We start from the raw sequence: 16,817 nt of genomic DNA, 5'->3' as shown, positions 1-16,817 counted from the left end.
CGTGACAACGCATCAGGGGTAACAAAGTATTTATCGCGAAAATTCCCTGTTTTCAGTCGAAAAGCCCTTAAAAACTTGTTTCAAGCGCTTTCATGTCTGTAACAGGAAGGTTACCGGGCCGTCGTTGACCAGGTGCACCTGCATATCCGCGCCGAATCTACCTGATGCCACAGTGCCATGCATCTGTTTCGCTTTGCTTAATAGATAGTCGAACAATTCCTCGCCCAGCGCCGGAGGGGCGGCGGTCGAGAAACTCGGACGCAGCCCGCTTTTGGTGTCGGCAGCCAGGGTGAACTGAGAGACCAGCAGCAGCCCGCCGCCCACATCCGCCAAAGACAGATTCATCTTGCCCTCGGCGTCACTGAATACTCGATAGTTAAGCAGCTTATGCAGAAGTTTGTCGGCGCTGGCCTGCGTGTCGTCGGGTTCGACCGCCACCAGCACCAGCAAACCCTGATCGACGCTGCCGACCACCTCCCCCCCCACTTCGACCCGCGCGCCTTTCACGCGCTGCAAAAGCCCCTTCATGCTTCTTCGGGCGGCAGGTCGAGCAGGCGCCGGGCCATTTTGCTGGCAGCGCGCACCAGCGCATCGGTGATACCCGGTTCGGACGCAGCGTGACCGGCATCGCGGATCACCTGCAGCTCGCTGTTCGGCCAGGCTTGATGCAGCTCCCACGCATTGTCGAGCGGGCAGATGACGTCGTAACGGCCGTGGATGATCACGCCCGGCAAATGAGCGATCTTGCCCATGTCGCGAATCAGCTGGTTCGGTTCGAGGAAGGCGTTATTGGTGAAGTAGTGGCATTCGATCCGCGCAATCGACAAGGCGCGCTGCGGCTCGGAGAAACGGTCGACCACCAGCGGGTTCGGGCGCAGGGTCGCGGTGCGCCCTTCCCAGGTCGACCAGGCCTTGGCGGCATGCATCTGGGCGATCTGGTCGTTGCCGGTCAGGCGTTTGTGAAAGGCGCTGAGCAGGTCGTCGCGCTCGTCCAGCGGAATCGGCGCGAGGTAGTCCTGCCAGTAATCGGGGAACAGACGGCTGGCCCCGGCCTGATAAAACCATTCGATTTCCTGCGGACGGCAGAGAAAGATCCCACGCAGGATCAGACCATGTACGCGCTCCGGGTGGGTCTGCGCGTAAGCCAGCGCCAGAGTCGAACCCCAGGAGCCGCCGAACAGCACCCATTTTTCGATGCCCAGATGTTTGCGGATGCGCTCGAGGTCTTCGACCAGATCCCAGGTGGTGTTGTTTTCCAGGCTGGCGTGGGGGGTGGAGCGTCCGCAGCCACGCTGGTCGAAGGTGACGATGCGATACAGGTTCGGATCGAAGTAGCGACGGCTTTGGGCATCGCACCCGGCGCCCGGGCCACCATGGATGAACACCACCGGCAAACCTTCCGGTGAACCGCTTTCGTCGACGTACAGCGTATGGGTGTCGTCGACGGCCAGATCGTGCCGTGCGTGAGGTTTGATCTGCGGAAACAAAGTCTGCATTGCGCGCTCCGTAAGGGGTCGAGGTCATCCCTGGGGGGACTTCTATTATTCTGCCGTCCGGCATCATAAACCCGATTTACGTCAATGAGCATGCCCGTGCGCTGTCACATTTTGTCAGCCATGAACCCCAGCAGGTTTTCGTAGAGGCGATCGACTTCGGCGGCCTGATGCCGCGCCCGCAGGCAGCCGTGCACCAGCCCTTCGCCGTAATACAGCGTGGCCTCGCCCCCGTCGGCAACCAGTCGTTCGGCGTAGCGCACACCGTCGTCGCGCAACGGATCGAACTGCGCCACGGCGATCCAGGCCGGGGGCAAGCCGCTGAAGTCATCGGCAAGCAACGGCATGGCCCAGGCATTCGGTTGTGGTGTGCCGCGCAGGTACAACGCGTGATAACAATCCACGTCGCTGCTGGAGAGTAACGGCGCATCAGCGCATTCGCTGCGTGACGGCAGATGCTCGCCGCCACCCAGCCCGGGATAGATCAACACTTGGGCTTTGGGCATAGTCTCGCCGGCATCGCGCAGGGCCAGGCACAACGCAGCGGCGAGATTGCCGCCAGCGCTATCGCCGGCCACCAGCATCCGCTCGCGGTCGAAGCCAAACGATCCGCTGCGCAGGGCACGCCAGACACTCAGGCAATCGTCGAATCCGGCGGGAAACGGATGCTCCGGCGCCAGCCGATAATCCACCGCCACCACCATCGCCCCCAGCGCCATGGCCAGTTCGCAGCAGATGAAGTCGTGGGAGTCCAGCCCACCGACCACCCATCCGCCACCGTGCAGATACACCACACAGGATGGTGACGCAGCAGGCGGGCGATAGGCGCGAACCGGCACCGCACCCAACCGAAAGTCCTCTACCTCAAGCCCTGCCGGCCGCGGCGGGGTGAACGCCCGGCACATCTCGTCATAGCCACGGCGCAATCCGGCGAAGCTGCTGTCATCGCTGGCGAAACTTTCGGTCCTGGCGACGAACGCCGCCATCGCCGGCGACAGTGGATAAGTGCCCATCAGTTTTTCAGGCTGGCCTGGACCGTGGCCACGCCGTCCTTGCCATCAAAACTGCTGACACCTGCCAGCCAGCGCTGCAAATCTTGCGGATGCTCACGCAGCCAGGTCTTCGCCACTTCCTGAGGTGTCTTGCGTTCCATGATCGGCACCATCAACTGACTTTCCTGGGCGGCGGTGAAGGTCAGGTTTTCCAGCAGCCGATGGACGTTCGGGCAGCGCTCGGCGTAGTCCGGCGCGGTGACCGTGGAAACAGTGGCGGCGCCTTCGTTCGGACCGTAGACGTCTTCGCTGCCGGTCAGGTAGGTGATTTTCATGTTGATGTTCATCGGATGCGGCGTCCAGCCAACGAACACCACGAACTCCTTGCGATTCACCGCCCGCTGCACAGCGGCAAGCATGCCGGCCTCACCGGATTCGATGATCTTGAAATCCTTCAGGCCGAAATGGTTGGTTTCGATCATGGTCTTGATCGTGGTGTTGGCGCCGCTGCCAGGCTCGATGCCGTAGATCTTGCCGCCGAGCTGATCCTTGAATTTTGCGATATCGCCGAAGGTTTTCAGCCCTGCCGCCGCGACGTAATCCGGCACTGCCAGCGTCGCCTGAGCATCCGCCAGGCTTGGCTTGTCCATCACTTTGACCTGATTGGCGGCGAGGAACGGCGCGATGTTCTTGTCCATCGCCGGTTTCCAGTAGCCGAGGAAGATATCGAGTCGTTTGTCGCGGATGCCGGCAAAGATGATTTGCTGCACGGCGCTGGTCTGTTTGCTTTCGTAGCCGAGGCCGTTGAGCAGCACGTCGGCCATGCCACTGGTGGCGATCACGTCGGTCCAGTTGACCACGCCCATGCGCACGGTTTTGCAGGAAGCATCGTCGGAAGCCATGGCGCCGGCGCTGAGCAGCGCACTGCCGGTGAGGATTAACGCACAACGAGTGAACAGTTTTTTCATGTGGGATCGTCTCGTGCGGCAGCGGTTTATTGTTCGGATCGGTGTCTTCTTGCACCGTGGCCGAAACATTACGCAGCAGGCGAGACGAAAAAGCGACCTGTGGCGACCGGGATTTGCACGGTGGCGACTTCTCCCGATCGTTCCCACGCAGAGCGTGGGAACGATCACAGCTGACTCAGTTGTAGTGCTTTGCGCCCCAAGCGAGCAGCCCTTGCAGCAACTCCTTGAGCACCACCCGCGTCGGCTCCGCCAGATCGGCGCGGTAGCGGAACGGTTCGAACTCTTCCATGTAGGTGCACTGGCCCAGCTCCAGTTGCACGGCGTGGATGTTTTCGGCCGGGTTGCCGTAGTGACGGGTGATGTGGCCGCCCTTGAAGCGTCCGTTCAGCACATGGCTGTAATCGCCGTGGCGTGCGCAAATCGCTTCCAGTTGCGTGGCCAACTGCGGATCGCAACTGGCGCCGTTGAAGGTGCCGAGGTTGAAGTCCGGCAGCTTGCCGTCGAACAGGTGCGGGATCACCGAACGGATCGAGTGCGCATCGAACAACAGTGCGTAACCGAACTCGGCCTTCAGCCGCGCCAGTTCTTCCTGCAGGGTGCGGTGGTACGGCGTCCAGATCTGCTCCAGATAGGTCGCACGTTCCTCTTTCGACGGCTCCTTGCCTTCCTTGAACAACGGAATGCCATCGAACAGTGTCGCCGGGTACAGCCCGGTGGTGGCGCCGGCATACAACGGCTTGTCGTCGGATGGCCGGTTCAGATCGATGACGAACCGCGAATACTCGGCCGCCAGGGTGCTGGCGCCCAGTTCGGCGGCGAAATCGTAGAGCTGCGGAATATGCCAGTCGGTGTCCGGCAGGCTTTTCGCGTCCGGGATCAATCCGGCCTCGACCACCGGGGTCAGGCGCACACCGGCGTGAGGCATGCTGATCAGCAGCGGCACACGACCTTGTTTGAAGTTCAGAACCTTATCCACAACCGCTCTCCTACAGACTTGATTCAACGCCGTGACGCACGACACGTTTGTCCAGTTCACCACCCAGCCAGTACGCCAGGTCCGCCGGCCGGTCGATCTGCCAGGCGACGAAATCCGCCACCTTGCCAACCTCCAGCGAACCGTGGGTATCGGCCATGCCCAGGGCTTGCGCCGCATGAATCGTGGCGCCGGCCAGGGCTTCTTCCGGGGTCATGCGGAAACAGGTGCAGGCCATGTTCAGCATCAGACGCAACGACAGCGCCGGCGACGTGCCGGGGTTGAGGTCGCTGGCGATGGCGATTTTCACCTTGTGCTTGCGCAGGGCTTCCATCGGCGGCAATTGGGTTTCACGCAGGAAGTAGAACGCCCCCGGCAGCAACACCGCGACGGTGTCGGATTTGGCCATGGCAATGGCGTCGTCCTCATCCATGAACTCCAGGTGATCGGCGGACAACGCGTGATAGCGCGCCGCGAGGCTGGAACCGTGCAACGACGACAATTGCTCGGCGTGCAGCTTCACCGGCAGACCCAGTTTTTGCGCGGTGATGAACACCCGCTCGACCTGCTCCGGGGAGAACGCCAGGTATTCGCAGAAGGCATCCACCGCGTCCACCAGCCCTTCGGCGGCCAGTGCGGGCAGCATCTCGGCGCAGATGTGATCGATGTAATCGTCAGCGCGGTCCTTGTATTCCGGCGGCAACGCATGGGCAGCGAGACAGGTGCTGCGCACGCTGATCGGCAGTTCGTCGGCGAGGCGACGGATGACCCGCAGGATCTTGCGTTCGCTGGCCAGGTCGAGGCCGTAGCCGGACTTCATTTCGACCGTGGTCACGCCATCGCGCATCAGGCTTTTCAGGCGTTTGGCGGCGCTGGCGAACAGCTCGTCTTCCGAGGCTTCACGCGTCGCCCGCACGGTGCTGGCGATGCCGCCGCCGGCTGCGGCGATCTCGGCATAGCTGACGCCTTGCAGGCGTTTCTCGAACTCACCGCTGCGGTTACCGCCGAACACGGTGTGAGTGTGGCAGTCGATCAGTCCGGGGGTGACCCACGCGCCTTGCAGATCGTTGACCGCCGGGTATTCGCCGGACGGCAATTGAGTGCGCGGGCCGATCCACTCGATGTGTGCACCGGACGTCACGATGGCCGCATCCTCGATGATCGAGTAGACGCCTTGCGCCATGGTTGCGACGTGGCAGTGTTGCCAGAGGGTTTTCATCCCTTAGTCTCCACAGTATTCAAAATCGAATCGCCAGCAGGCTGGCTCCCACAGGTTGCGCGGTGCTCTTGTGGGAGCCAGCCTGCTGGCGATGAGTGCATCACAGGCTCGGCAGCAACTTGGCCGGAACCAGCTCAGTCAGAATGCGCGAAGCCAGCAGTTCGCTCGCGGCATTGATGTCCGGCGCAAAGAAGCGGTCCTTCTCGTAGAACGGCACTTCGCGACGCAAAATGCCCCGGGCCTTCTCCAGTTTGCTCGAGGTCTTCAGACCGTTACGCAGGTCCAGACCCTGCACCGCCGCCAGCCATTCCACCGCGAGAATCCCGCGCGTGTTCTCGGCCATTTCCCACAGACGCTTGCCGGCAGCCGGGGCCATGGAGACGTGGTCTTCCTGGTTGGCGGACGTCGGCAGGCTGTCCACCGAATGCGGATGGGCCAGTGCCTTGTTTTCGCTGGCGAGGGCCGCCGCAGTCACCTGGGCAATCATAAAGCCGGAGTTCACGCCGCCATTGGCCACCAGGAACGGCGGCAGTTGCGACATGTGCTTGTCCATCATCAGCGAGATGCGGCGCTCACTCAGGGAGCCGATTTCGGCGATGGCCAGGGCCATATTGTCGGCAGCCATGGACACGGGTTCGGCGTGGAAGTTGCCGCCGGAAATCACGTCGCCTTCGGCGGCGAATACCAACGGGTTATCCGACACGGCGTTGGCTTCGATGACCAGCACTTCAGCGGCCTGACGGAACTGGGTCAGGCACGCGCCCATGACTTGTGGCTGGCAGCGCAGCGAGTACGGGTCCTGGACCTTTTCGCAGTTCTGGTGCGAATCGGAGACTTCACTGCGCTCGCCGAGCAGATCGCGGTAAGCGGCGGCGGTGTCGATCTGGCCTTTCTGGCCACGGGCCGCATGGATGCGCGCGTCGAACGGCGAACGCGAACCGAGCACCGCTTCAACTGTAAGACCGCCCAGCGCCAGCGCGCCGGCGAACAGGTCTTCACCTTCGAACAGACCGCGCAGCGCGAATGCGGTGGACACCTGAGTGCCGTTGAGCAGCGCCAGGCCTTCTTTGGCCGCCAGCGTCAGCGGGTTCAGACCGGCGACCTTCAGCGCTTCGGTGGCTTCCATCCACTCGCCCTTGTAGCGCGCCTTGCCCTCGCCCAGCAGCACCAGCGACATGTGCGCCAGCGGTGCCAGGTCACCGGACGCACCGACCGAACCTTTCAGCGGAATGTGCGGGTAAACCTCGGCATTGATCAAAGCGATCAGCGCGTCGATCACCACGCGGCGGATACCAGAGAAACCACGGCTGAGGCTGTTGACCTTGAGCACCATGATCAGACGCACCAGCTCATCGCTGATCGGCTGGCCGACGCCGGCGGCGTGGGACAGCACCAGCGAACGCTGGAGGTTTTCCAGGTCTTCGCTGGCGATGCGGGTCGAGGCCAGCAGGCCGAAACCGGTGTTGATGCCGTAGGCGGTGCGGTTCTCGGCGAGGATCTGCTCGACGCAGGCAACGCTGGCTTCGATCTGGGCCGAGGCGCTGTTGTCGAGAGTCAGCTTGACCGGTTGCTGATAGACATCACGCAGTTGGGCCAGGCTAAGTTGGCCGGGGATCAGGTTCAGCGCAGTCATTTTGTGCTCCTTTTGAGAGTTTATTGTTAACTCGCCAGACGCTCCGGAGATGTCCGTTGTCCGTCGCGTCTGCCCTTTTGGGGAGCCGCGCCTTGGCACGCTGGCGTGGATAGTTTTCAGTGCAAATTCGGCAGTACGTGGCGCAGCAGATCCGGGTCCTTCAACACGCTCGCGGCAGCGGCGATATCCGGCGCCAGCCAGCGGTCCTGATCGTAGGCCGGGACTTTCTCGCGCAGCAGTCGCCACGCCACATCGGTGCCGGCGCCAAAGCGCTGTTCCTTGAGAAATTCAAACGCCTGAGCCGCCAGCAGGTACTCGATGGCGAGGATCTGCGTGCAGTTTTCCAGCGCGCGGTGCAGCTTCAGCGCGGCGTTGGTGCCCATGCTCAGGTGGTCTTCCTGCAGGCCGGAAGTGACGTAGTTGTCGAGCACCGCCGGTTGCGCCAACTGGCGGTTTTCCGCGCACAGCGACGCGGCGACGTATTGCACGATCATCATCCCGGAGTTCACCCCCGGATTGGCCACCAGAAACGCCGGCAGACCGCTGACGTGCGGGTTGATCAGACGGTCCAGACGCCGCTCGGCAATCGAGCCGATTTCGGCCATCGCGATCGCCAGCAAGTCCGCCGCCAACGCCACCGATTGCCCGTGCGGGTTGGCCTGGGACATGACCCGGAAGTCGTCCGGCGTGCCCAGCAGCAACGGGTTGTCGGTGCAGCCGTTGAGTTCGGTTTCGATCTGTTTGATCGCATGTTGCAGTTGATCGCGCGCGGCGCCGTGCACTTGCGGGATCGAGCGGATGCTCAGCGCATCCTGGGTGCGAATGCCTTTGCTCTTCGCGATCACTTCACTGCCGTCGAGCAGCGCCCGCAGATTGACGCCGACCTGTTGCATGCCCGGGTGCGGCTTTAGCGCGATGATCTCGGCATCGAACGCGGCGATCTGGCCGCGTTGCGCTTCGAAACTCATGGCACCGACCACGTCGGCCCATTGCACCAGACGCACGGCATCGGCGATGGCGAGGCAGCCGAGACCGGTCATGCACGGCGTGCCGTTGACCAGGCACAAACCATCCTTCGCCCCGAGTTGTACCGGTTGCAGGCCTTCTTCGGCCAGCGCCTGCTGCGCGGAAATCACTTGCCCGCGATAGCTGACATTGCCCACGCCCAGCAGCGCGATACCGATGTGAGCCATGTGGGTCAGGTAACCGACCGAACCCTGGGACGGCACTTGCGGAGTGATACCGCGATTGAGCAACGCCAGCAGTGCTTCGACTACTTGGCGATGAATCCCGGATTTGCCGTGGCTGTAATTGCGGATCGCGGCGCACATGATGGCGCGGGTCTGCTCGTCGGCCAGTACCGGGCCGACGCCGCAGGCGTGGCTGAGCAAGGTGTTGCGCGACAACTGGCTGAGTTGTTCGCCCTGCAGCGAGACATTGGACAGACCGCCCAGCCCGGTGTTGACGCCATAAGCACGTTCGCCGCTGGCAACGATGCGCTGGACGATGCCCTGGGCATTTTCGATGCGCGCCCAGGTCTGGGCCGACAGCTCGAGCTGCGCGCCGTGACGGGCTACCACGACCACATCCTGCCAACGCATTGGAGCGTCGGCGATAACGATTTTTTCAGCCTGGGACATCTTCAACCTCATCCGAACCTTGATGCAGCTTTGCCGACGCTATCGCGAGCAGGCTCGCTCCCACAGGGGCACACATTTCAACTGTGGGAGCGAGCCTGCTCCGGGCGGCGCTCCGACGATGGGGCCGGCCCAGCCAACACAAATTTGTTTAAACCACCGCCGCCCGCCGCTGCACGAAACGGTCGACATACTCGTCCGCCGGCGAATGCAGGATCTCTTTCGGGGTGCCGACCTGGATCAGGCGGCCGTCCTTGAGGATCGCGATGCGGTTGCCGATGCGCACGGCTTCGTCGAGGTCGTGGGTGATGAAGACGATGGTCTTGTGCAGGGTCTTTTGCAGCTCCAGCAACTGGTCCTGCATCTCGGCGCGGATCAGCGGGTCGAGGGCGCTGAACGCCTCGTCCATCAGGATGATGTCGGTGTCCGCCGCCAGCGCGCGGGCCAGGCCGACACGCTGGCGCATGCCGCCGGAGAGCTGGTGCGGGTATTTGTTTTCGTAGCCCTTGAGGCCCACGGTATTAATCCAGTGAAGCGCGCGCTCGGCGCACAGCTGCTTGCTCTCGCCGCGCACTTTCAGGCCGTAGGCGACGTTGTCGAGCACGGTCTTGTGCGGCAGCAGGCCGAAGCTCTGGAACACCATGCTGATCTTGTGCCGGCGAAATTCGCGCAGCGCGTCCATGTCGTATTGCAGGATGTCCACGCCGTCCACCAGGATCGCGCCGCTGGTCGGGTCGATCAGGCGGTTGAAGTGGCGAACCAGTGTGGATTTGCCGGAGCCGGACAGGCCCATGATCACGAAGATCTCGCCGGTGCCGATACTCAGGGACAGGTCGTTGACCCCGACCACGCAACCGGTTTCGTTCAGCACCTGCTCCTTGGTCTTGCCCTGGCCGACCATCGCCAGCGCGTCCCTGGAACGGTTGCCGAAAATCTTGAAGACGTTTTTGACTTCGATCTTGCTCACGGTTGCGTTGCTCATTTGCTCACCTCATGCCGTGGCCGACCATACGCCTGGGTAATGCGGTCGATGACCACTGCGAGAATCACGATCGCCAGACCGGCTTCAAGGCCGCGTCCGACGTTGAGGGTCTGAATGCCCACCAGCACATCTTCACCCAGGCCACGGGCACCGATCATCGAGGCGATCACCACCATCGACAGGGCCATCATGGTGGTCTGGTTGATCCCGGCCATGATGCTCGGCAGGGCCAGCGGCAGTTGCACGCCGAACAGTTGCTGCCAGCGGTTGGCGCCGAAAGCGTTGATGGCTTCCATCACTTCACCGTCGACCTGGCGGATGCCCAGATCGGTCAGGCGGATCAGCGGCGGCGCAGCGTAGATCACGGTGGCGAAAATCGCCGGCACCTTGCCCAGGCCGAACAGCATCAGCACCGGAATCAGGTACACGAAGCTGGGCATGGTCTGCATGATGTCGAGCAGCGGCATCAGGAACGAACGCAGGCGATTGCTGCGTGCCGAGAGGATCCCCAGCGGCACACCGATCAGCACCGAGATGACCGTGGCGACCATCATCAGCGCCAGTGTCTGCATAAGCTTGTCCCACAGGCCGACGGCGCCGACCAGGAACAGCAGACCAACGATCACGGCGGTGGTCACGAGCTTGCGGGTGGCGTGCCAGGCAACACCCGCGACGATGGCCAGCATCAACCACCACGGTGCGGCGCGCAGCAGGCCTTCAAGGTTGACGATGGCCCACAGCAGGGTGTCGGAGATATGGCGGAACACGTCACCGTAGTTGGTGACCAGTGCATCGACCCAACCGTTGACCCAGTCGGCGATGGAAAACGTAAAGCGTTCGGGAAACATAAGCGGCTCTCAATCAGAAATCTCAATCAAGCGATGACGGCAATTCTCCCGGCCAGCCTCACGGTTAGCCGGGAGGTATCGACCTACAGCGCCGCGTCGATTTTCTTGGCAGCGTCGTCGCTGACCCACGCATGCCAGACCTCAGGATGTTCCTTGAGGAAGATTTTCGCCAGCTTCGGCGACTCGATCCGCTCCTTGGTCATGCGGCCCAGGTTCTGGTTCAGCAGGTCGATCGGCAGGTTGACCTTTTCCAGCACGGCCACCAGCTCCGGGGCTTCCTCGTGGAAGGTCTTGGACAGGCCGACCTTGATGGTCACGCGCTTGTCGACGCCCGGCTTCTCTTCCAGTTTGACCGCGTCGATCTGGCCCATCAGCGGGGTTGGCGACCAGTAGTAGAACAGGATCGGCTCGCCGCGCTTGTAGTTCGACAGCACCGCCGCATCCAGCGCCGGACCGGTGCCCGGACGGAAGTTGGTGTAGCTGTTTTCCAGGCCGTAGCTTTTCAGCATTTCGCTGTTGTCCAGCTCGCAGGTCCAGCCGGCCGGACAGTTATAGAAGCGGCCCTTGGACGGCTCTTCGGCGTCCTTGAAGATCGCCGAGTATTTGCCCAGGTCAGCGATGTTTTTCAGGTCCGGTGCCTTGGCTTCGATCTTGCGTTTGGCATCGCCTTCGATCACGTAGCGCGGCACGTACCAGCCTTCCACCGCACCGACCACCGGCGCGCCGACACCCACGACCTTGCCGGCCTTCTCGGCCTTGTTCCAGACCTCGCTGCGGCCGACCCACTCTTCGGCGAACACTTGAATATCGTTGCTGCTCAGGGCGTTTTCCATGGTGATGGAGTTGCCTGGCAGGCTGTCGGTCTTGCAGTCGTAACCTTTCTCCAGCACGACTTGCAGCACGTCGGTCAGCAACATCGCGCTTTCCCAGTTCAAGCCGGCGAATTTCACCGGTTTGCCGGATTCGCACCAGCCGGCGGCCTGGGTGGCACCGGCACTGGCCAGCAGGCCCATGGACAGCAATGTGGTCAGCAGGGTCTTGTTCGATTTCATTGTTGTGACGCTCCTAATCATGAATTGGCTTACGGCAGTTCAAGAGGCATCCAGCCCTGTCCACGTCCAGATCAGGCCTGCGCCGCAGCGCGGCCGGTCCCGTTTGCTTCAGGTTGTACAACGCTGTTCTGCTCGACCGGCAGAATCAGGTGATCGGGCACGCTGCCGTGCCATTTCTTTGCGCACACGTAGTAAAGCGCAGCGGGCAGCACCAGACCGATGATCCACGAGATATCCACATCACCCAGTTCGGCCACCAGCGGACCGGTATAGAACTTGGTGGAAATGAACGGCAGCTGCACCAGCACACCGAACACATAGACGCTGATCCCGAGGAGGTTCCAGCGGCCGTAGCGACCGTTCGGATCGGCCAGCGCCGGGACGTCGTAGTGCTCACGGGTAATGCAGTAGTAGTCCACCAGGTTGATCGCGCTCCATGGCGTGAAGAACGCCAGCAGGAACAGGATGAAAGACTTGAACGCCCCGAGGAACGAGTGCTGGCCGAGCAAAGCGATCAGGGTCGCTGCACCGACGATCACCAGCACGAACACCAGACGCTGCATCCGGCTGACCGTCAGGTGGCCACGGAAGCCGCTGATGATGGTCGCGATGCACATGAAGCTGCCGTAGGAGTTCAGGGTGGAGATGGTCACCTTGCCGAACGCGATGCTGAAATACAGCAGCGCCGCGGTGGCACCGGTGCCGCCCAGACCGACGATGTAGGCCACTTCATGACCGGCGAACTGCCCGTTGGCCGAAGCCGCCGCGAACACACCGAGAATCATCGCCACTTGCGCGCCGATCACCGAACCGGCGCCGGCAGCAAAGAAGGTTTTCACCGAGGAAACCTTGCTCGGCAGGTAACGCGAATAGTCCGCCACGTAAGGGCCGAAGGCGATCTGCCAGGACGCTGCCAGCGACACCGCCAACAGGAAGCTGCTCCAGCTGAAGTGACGGATTTGCAGGAGTGCGCCGACGTCCACCTGACTCATCAGACGGCTGAACAGGTAAACGAAAGCAATCACGCCGATGACACTGGCGATACGGCCGATCCAGTGAATCACCCGATAGCCGAGCACCGTGACCACCACGATGACGCTGGCGAAGAGCAGGATGCCGACGGTGTCGCTGACCCCGAACAACTGGCCCAGCGCCTGACCCGACAGTACGGTGCCGGTGGCGGTGAAACCGAGGTACATCAGGCACACCAGCACAATCGGAATCGCTGCGCCATACACCCCGAACTGCACACGGCTGGAAATCATCTGCGGCAGGCCCAGCTTCGGCCCTTGCGCCGCGTGCAGCGCCATGACGCCGCCGCCCAGCAGTTGACCGATCAACAGACCGATCAGCGACCAGAACACATCGCCGCCCAGCACCACGGCCAACGCCCCGGTGACAATCGCGGTGATTTGCAGGTTGGCACCCATCCACAGGGTGAACTGACTGAATAGACGACCGTGTCTTTCCGCTTCCGGGATGTAGTCGATCGAACGCCTTTCGATCAACGGTTTGTTGCTTGCACGATCGGTGTTGCCAGCCATGATTCAACCTCTGTGGATTGTTCTGGGTTTTGTTGTTGTATTGGCTTGAGCAGGAGCGAGCACGCTCGCTCCCGCCGGTTTTTATTTTCCGGTGATCATCGGCAGGTTCAGCCCTTGCTCCTTGGCGCAGTCGATGGCGATCTGGTAACCGGCATCGGCGTGACGCATCACACCGGTGCCCGGGTCGTTGTGCAGCACGCGAGCGATACGCTCGGCTGCTTCGTCCGTACCGTCGCAGACGATTACCATGCCCGAGTGTTGCGAGAAGCCCATGCCGACGCCGCCGCCGTGGTGCAGGGAAACCCAGGTCGCGCCGCTCGCGGTGTTGAGCAAAGCGTTGAGCAGTGGCCAGTCGGAGACGGCATCGGAGCCGTCCTGCATCGATTCGGTTTCACGGTTCGGGCTGGAGACCGAGCCGGAGTCGAGGTGGTCGCGGCCGATGACGATCGGGGCCGACAGCTCGCCGCGACGGACCATTTCGTTGAACGCCAGACCGAGCTTGGCGCGCTGGCCCAGGCCGACCCAGCAAATGCGCGCCGGCAGACCCTGGAAGCTGATGCGCTCGCGGGCCATGTCCAGCCAGTTGTGCAGATGGGCGTCGTCCGGGATCAGTTCTTTGACCTTGGCGTCGGTCTTGTAGATGTCCTGCGGATCACCCGACAGCGCCGCCCAGCGGAACGGGCCGATGCCACGGCAGAACAACGGACGGATGTAGGCCGGCACGAAACCCGGGAAGTCGAAGGCGTTTTCCACGCCCTCTTCCTGGGCCATCTGGCGGATGTTGTTGCCGTAGTCGAAGGTCGGGATGCCTTGCTTCTGGAAGTCGAGCATGGCTTTGACGTGCACCGCCATCGATTGCTTGGCGGCCTTGATCACAGCGGCCGGTTCGGTCTTGGCGCGGGCGCGGTATTCGTCCCAGGTCCAGCCGGCCGGCAGGTAACCGTTGAGCGGATCGTGGGCGCTGGTCTGGTCGGTGACCATGTCCGGGCGCACGCCACGACGGACCAGTTCCGGAAGGATTTCGGCGGCGTTACCCAGCAGCGCGATGGAGATCGCCTTGCCTTCTTTTGTGTACTTCTCGATGCGCGCCAGGGCGTCGTCGAGGTCTTTGGCCTGCTCGTCGACGTAACGGCTTTTCAGGCGGAAATCGATGCTCACCTGCTGGCATTCGATGTTCAGCGAGCAGGCACCGGCCAGGGTCGCGGCCAGCGGCTGGGCGCCGCCCATGCCGCCGAGGCCGGCGGTCAGGACCCAGCGGCCCTTGAGGTTCGAATCGTAATGCTGGCGACCGGCCTCGACGAAGGTTTCGTAAGTGCCCTGGACGATGCCCTGGCTGCCGATGTAGATCCAGCTGCCGGCGGTCATCTGGCCGTACATCGCCAGACCTTTCGCGTCGAGTTCGTTGAAGTGTTCCCAGGTCGCCCAGTGCGGCACCAGGTTGGAGTTGGCGATCAGCACGCGCGGGGCATTGCTGTGGGTCTTGAACACGCCGACCGGTTTGCCGGACTGCACCAGCAGGGTTTCGTCGTCATTCAGGTTGGTCAGGCTTTCGACGATCTTGTCGTAGCACTCCCAGTTGCGCGCGGCGCGACCGATGCCACCGTAGACCACCAGCTCTTTCGGGTTCTCGGCCACTTCCGGGTCGAGGTTGTTCATCAGCATGCGCAGCGGCGCTTCGGTCAGCCAGCTCTTGGCGGTCAGCTTGTTGCCGCGCGATGCACGGATTTCAACGTCACGGAATTTAGTAGTTTTTGCGTCAGTCACGAAAAAGACTCCTCAGCGATCAATTCAAACCAACCCTGGCGATGGGCAAGCGGCTTGTGCGCTTCAATGCGCGACAAGCGAATCAGGGACGCTGCGGAGAACCTCTGACGACTCATACGCATACGTCTTTACTTGTACATACAAGCATATGCAATCGAGCGGCCAACTTGTTGGAGGGCTGTTCAACAAAAATGCCGTTCATGGCTGGAGGACGCCTGAATCAAGGGTTGTGGCGTGTATGAATTTTTTCGCGGGGTTGGTTTGAACAAGCGGAAGGCGAGTTCACGTGCGTTGTTTTGCGCCACGCTGGGGCGTTCGGTAACAAGTTGGTGCGCGTACGGGAACGTCGGGATGAAAAAAACCGCCGCTCTCAACAGCCCCTACAGGCACTGTTCAAAGCGGCGGTTTTTCATGAATTGGATCAGCGTGCAGTCAGTTCGATCACACAGCAGCCCGCGTTGACGGCGATTTCCACCAGACCGGTGTTGCCGTCCAGTTGCAGGCAATCATGCCGGCCAAGCTGCGAAGCGCTGTCACCGACCTGCACTTGCAGTAACTCGCTGACACTGAAAACGAGAACGGTGCCGGCGGAGCTGAAAAACCGCTGCTCGCCATCCAGCCACTGCAAGCGCGCGCTGTAACGCTGTGGCGCGTAGATCAGGTTGAAGTCGCGGATCGCCCCGCCGAGCAAGGTGCAGGACACCTGGCTTTCGCCGCTGAAGGCAAACGGGTCGAGGGGTAACAGCGGCCGGGAGTCGTCACCGTCGACGCACAAGGTCATGCCGTCGCCCTGCAACACCGTGATCACCCGTTGATAACCGGTGAACGTCGAGAAACCGCCGGATTCGGCGATGTCGGCAATCGACAGGCGCCAGCCGAAACCGTCAAGGCCGGCACCGGCGTCACGGGTGATTTCCTCGGTGCTGCCGCCGCCGTTTTTCCACGGCATGCGCGGGTAGCCTTCGGCGCGTAAAACCTTCAACTCTTTCATTTATGGAACCGACCTTCCAGACGATGACGGGAACCGGGATGGATCAGACGTGCAGCGGTCACCGGCTGACGACCCGACCAGGTGCGACGGCGGATCAGCAGGCACGGCTCGCCTTTTTCGATCTGCAGCAATTTGCATTCGGACGGCTCGGCGAGGATCGCTTCGACCACATGCTCGCCTTCGGTCAGCGGCGCGACCTGGTTCAGATAGGCGTATGGCGTTTGCAGGGTGAAGTCCTGCTTGAGGTATTCCGGGGCGACCAGCGCGTTGACGAAACGGTCTTCGATCTGCACCGGAATGTCGTTTTCGTAATGCACGATCAGCGAGTGGAACACCTTCTGCCCTTCGCGCATATCCAGCGCCAGGGCGCGTTCGGAACCCGCGGCCTCTTCCTCCAGGGTGATCACCTGGCAGGTGTGGCGATGGCCACGGGAGGCGATTTCGTCGGCGATGTTGTGCACTTCGAACAGCGCGGACTGACTCTTCGGCTCGGCGACGAAGGTGCCGACGCCTTGCATGCGCACCAGCAGACCGTCGGCGGTCATTTCCCGCAGCGCGCGGTTGATGGTCATGCGGCTGAAGCCCAGCTGGCTGACCAGCTCGCTTTCCGACGGCACGCGGTAATGCGGCGGCCAGTTACCACTGTCGATCTGCTGGGTAATCATCTGTTTGACGCGGGCGTACAAGGGCGCCGGACTGTCGCCCATGTTCGCGGCCAACG

General features: G+C 62.1%; 15 protein-coding genes. All 15 read right to left on the bottom strand.

The features are described from left to right. Nucleotides 1-90: 90 nt before the first annotated feature. Entirely contained in the window at nucleotides 91-528 is a 438-nt protein-coding gene (gene dtd / locus DLD99_RS02160) for a D-aminoacyl-tRNA deacylase (RefSeq protein ID WP_114881118.1), read from the bottom strand. Next, a complete protein-coding gene (pip, locus tag DLD99_RS02155; protein ID WP_114881117.1) occupies nucleotides 525-1,496 on the bottom strand; it encodes a prolyl aminopeptidase in 972 nt (323 codons plus the stop codon). Before pip ends, dtd begins: the two co-directional genes overlap by 4 nt. A gap of 104 nt (nucleotides 1,497-1,600) precedes the next feature. Next, on the bottom strand, nucleotides 1,601-2,506 hold the full coding sequence (locus DLD99_RS02150; protein ID WP_114881116.1) for an alpha/beta hydrolase: 906 nt from the start codon (nucleotides 2,504-2,506) through the stop codon (nucleotides 1,601-1,603). After that, nucleotides 2,506-3,453, bottom strand: coding sequence for a choline ABC transporter substrate-binding protein (locus DLD99_RS02145; protein ID WP_085711033.1), 948 nt, complete (start codon nucleotides 3,451-3,453; stop codon nucleotides 2,506-2,508). The genes DLD99_RS02150 and DLD99_RS02145 overlap by 1 nt, the downstream gene beginning before the upstream one ends. Nucleotides 3,454-3,628: 175 nt before the next feature. Beyond that, nucleotides 3,629-4,429, bottom strand: coding sequence for an N-formylglutamate deformylase (hutG, locus tag DLD99_RS02140; RefSeq protein WP_114881115.1), 801 nt, complete (start codon nucleotides 4,427-4,429; stop codon nucleotides 3,629-3,631). Nucleotides 4,430-4,439: 10 nt separating this feature from the next. Further along, nucleotides 4,440-5,645, bottom strand: coding sequence for an imidazolonepropionase (gene hutI / locus DLD99_RS02135; RefSeq protein WP_114881114.1), 1,206 nt, complete (start codon nucleotides 5,643-5,645; stop codon nucleotides 4,440-4,442). Between the two features lie 100 nt (nucleotides 5,646-5,745). Beyond that, nucleotides 5,746-7,278 (bottom strand): histidine ammonia-lyase, encoded by a 1,533-nt coding sequence (hutH, locus tag DLD99_RS02130; protein ID WP_114881113.1) that lies wholly within the window; start codon nucleotides 7,276-7,278, stop codon nucleotides 5,746-5,748. Between the two features lie 116 nt (nucleotides 7,279-7,394). Then, complete coding sequence (hutH, locus tag DLD99_RS02125; RefSeq protein WP_114881112.1) at nucleotides 7,395-8,918, bottom strand: histidine ammonia-lyase; 1,524 nt, start codon at nucleotides 8,916-8,918, stop codon at nucleotides 7,395-7,397. Nucleotides 8,919-9,066: 148 nt separating this feature from the next. Continuing rightward, the gene (locus tag DLD99_RS02120) at nucleotides 9,067-9,897 is read right to left on the bottom strand and encodes a quaternary amine ABC transporter ATP-binding protein (protein WP_085711028.1); all 831 of its coding nucleotides are present in this window, start codon (nucleotides 9,895-9,897) and stop codon (nucleotides 9,067-9,069) included. Beyond that, on the bottom strand, nucleotides 9,894-10,745 hold the full coding sequence (locus DLD99_RS02115) for an ABC transporter permease (protein WP_114881111.1): 852 nt from the start codon (nucleotides 10,743-10,745) through the stop codon (nucleotides 9,894-9,896). Before DLD99_RS02115 ends, DLD99_RS02120 begins: the two co-directional genes overlap by 4 nt. A gap of 83 nt (nucleotides 10,746-10,828) precedes the next feature. Beyond that, nucleotides 10,829-11,797 (bottom strand): ABC transporter substrate-binding protein, encoded by a 969-nt coding sequence (locus DLD99_RS02110; protein WP_114881110.1) that lies wholly within the window; start codon nucleotides 11,795-11,797, stop codon nucleotides 10,829-10,831. 71 nt (nucleotides 11,798-11,868) lie between these two features. Next, a complete protein-coding gene (locus DLD99_RS02105) occupies nucleotides 11,869-13,341 on the bottom strand; it encodes a purine-cytosine permease family protein (RefSeq protein ID WP_114881109.1) in 1,473 nt (490 codons plus the stop codon). An 81-nt stretch (nucleotides 13,342-13,422) separates the two neighbouring features. Beyond that, entirely contained in the window at nucleotides 13,423-15,105 is a 1,683-nt protein-coding gene (hutU, locus tag DLD99_RS02100; RefSeq protein ID WP_085741054.1) for a urocanate hydratase, read from the bottom strand. A gap of 421 nt (nucleotides 15,106-15,526) precedes the next feature. Continuing rightward, complete coding sequence (locus DLD99_RS02095; protein WP_114881108.1) at nucleotides 15,527-16,096, bottom strand: HutD/Ves family protein; 570 nt, start codon at nucleotides 16,094-16,096, stop codon at nucleotides 15,527-15,529. Next, nucleotides 16,093-16,803: a histidine utilization repressor gene (hutC, locus tag DLD99_RS02090; RefSeq protein ID WP_162803449.1), complete on the bottom strand. Its 711-nt coding sequence runs from the start codon at nucleotides 16,801-16,803 to the stop codon at nucleotides 16,093-16,095. The genes DLD99_RS02095 and hutC overlap by 4 nt, the downstream gene beginning before the upstream one ends. Nucleotides 16,804-16,817: the final 14 nt, after the last annotated feature.

Source organism: Pseudomonas kribbensis, assembly GCF_003352185.1.
Lineage (GTDB): Bacteria > Pseudomonadota > Gammaproteobacteria > Pseudomonadales > Pseudomonadaceae > Aquipseudomonas > Aquipseudomonas kribbensis.
The sequence above is the reverse complement of the archived record's forward strand: the minus strand, read 5'-3'. Positions and strand labels throughout refer to the sequence as shown.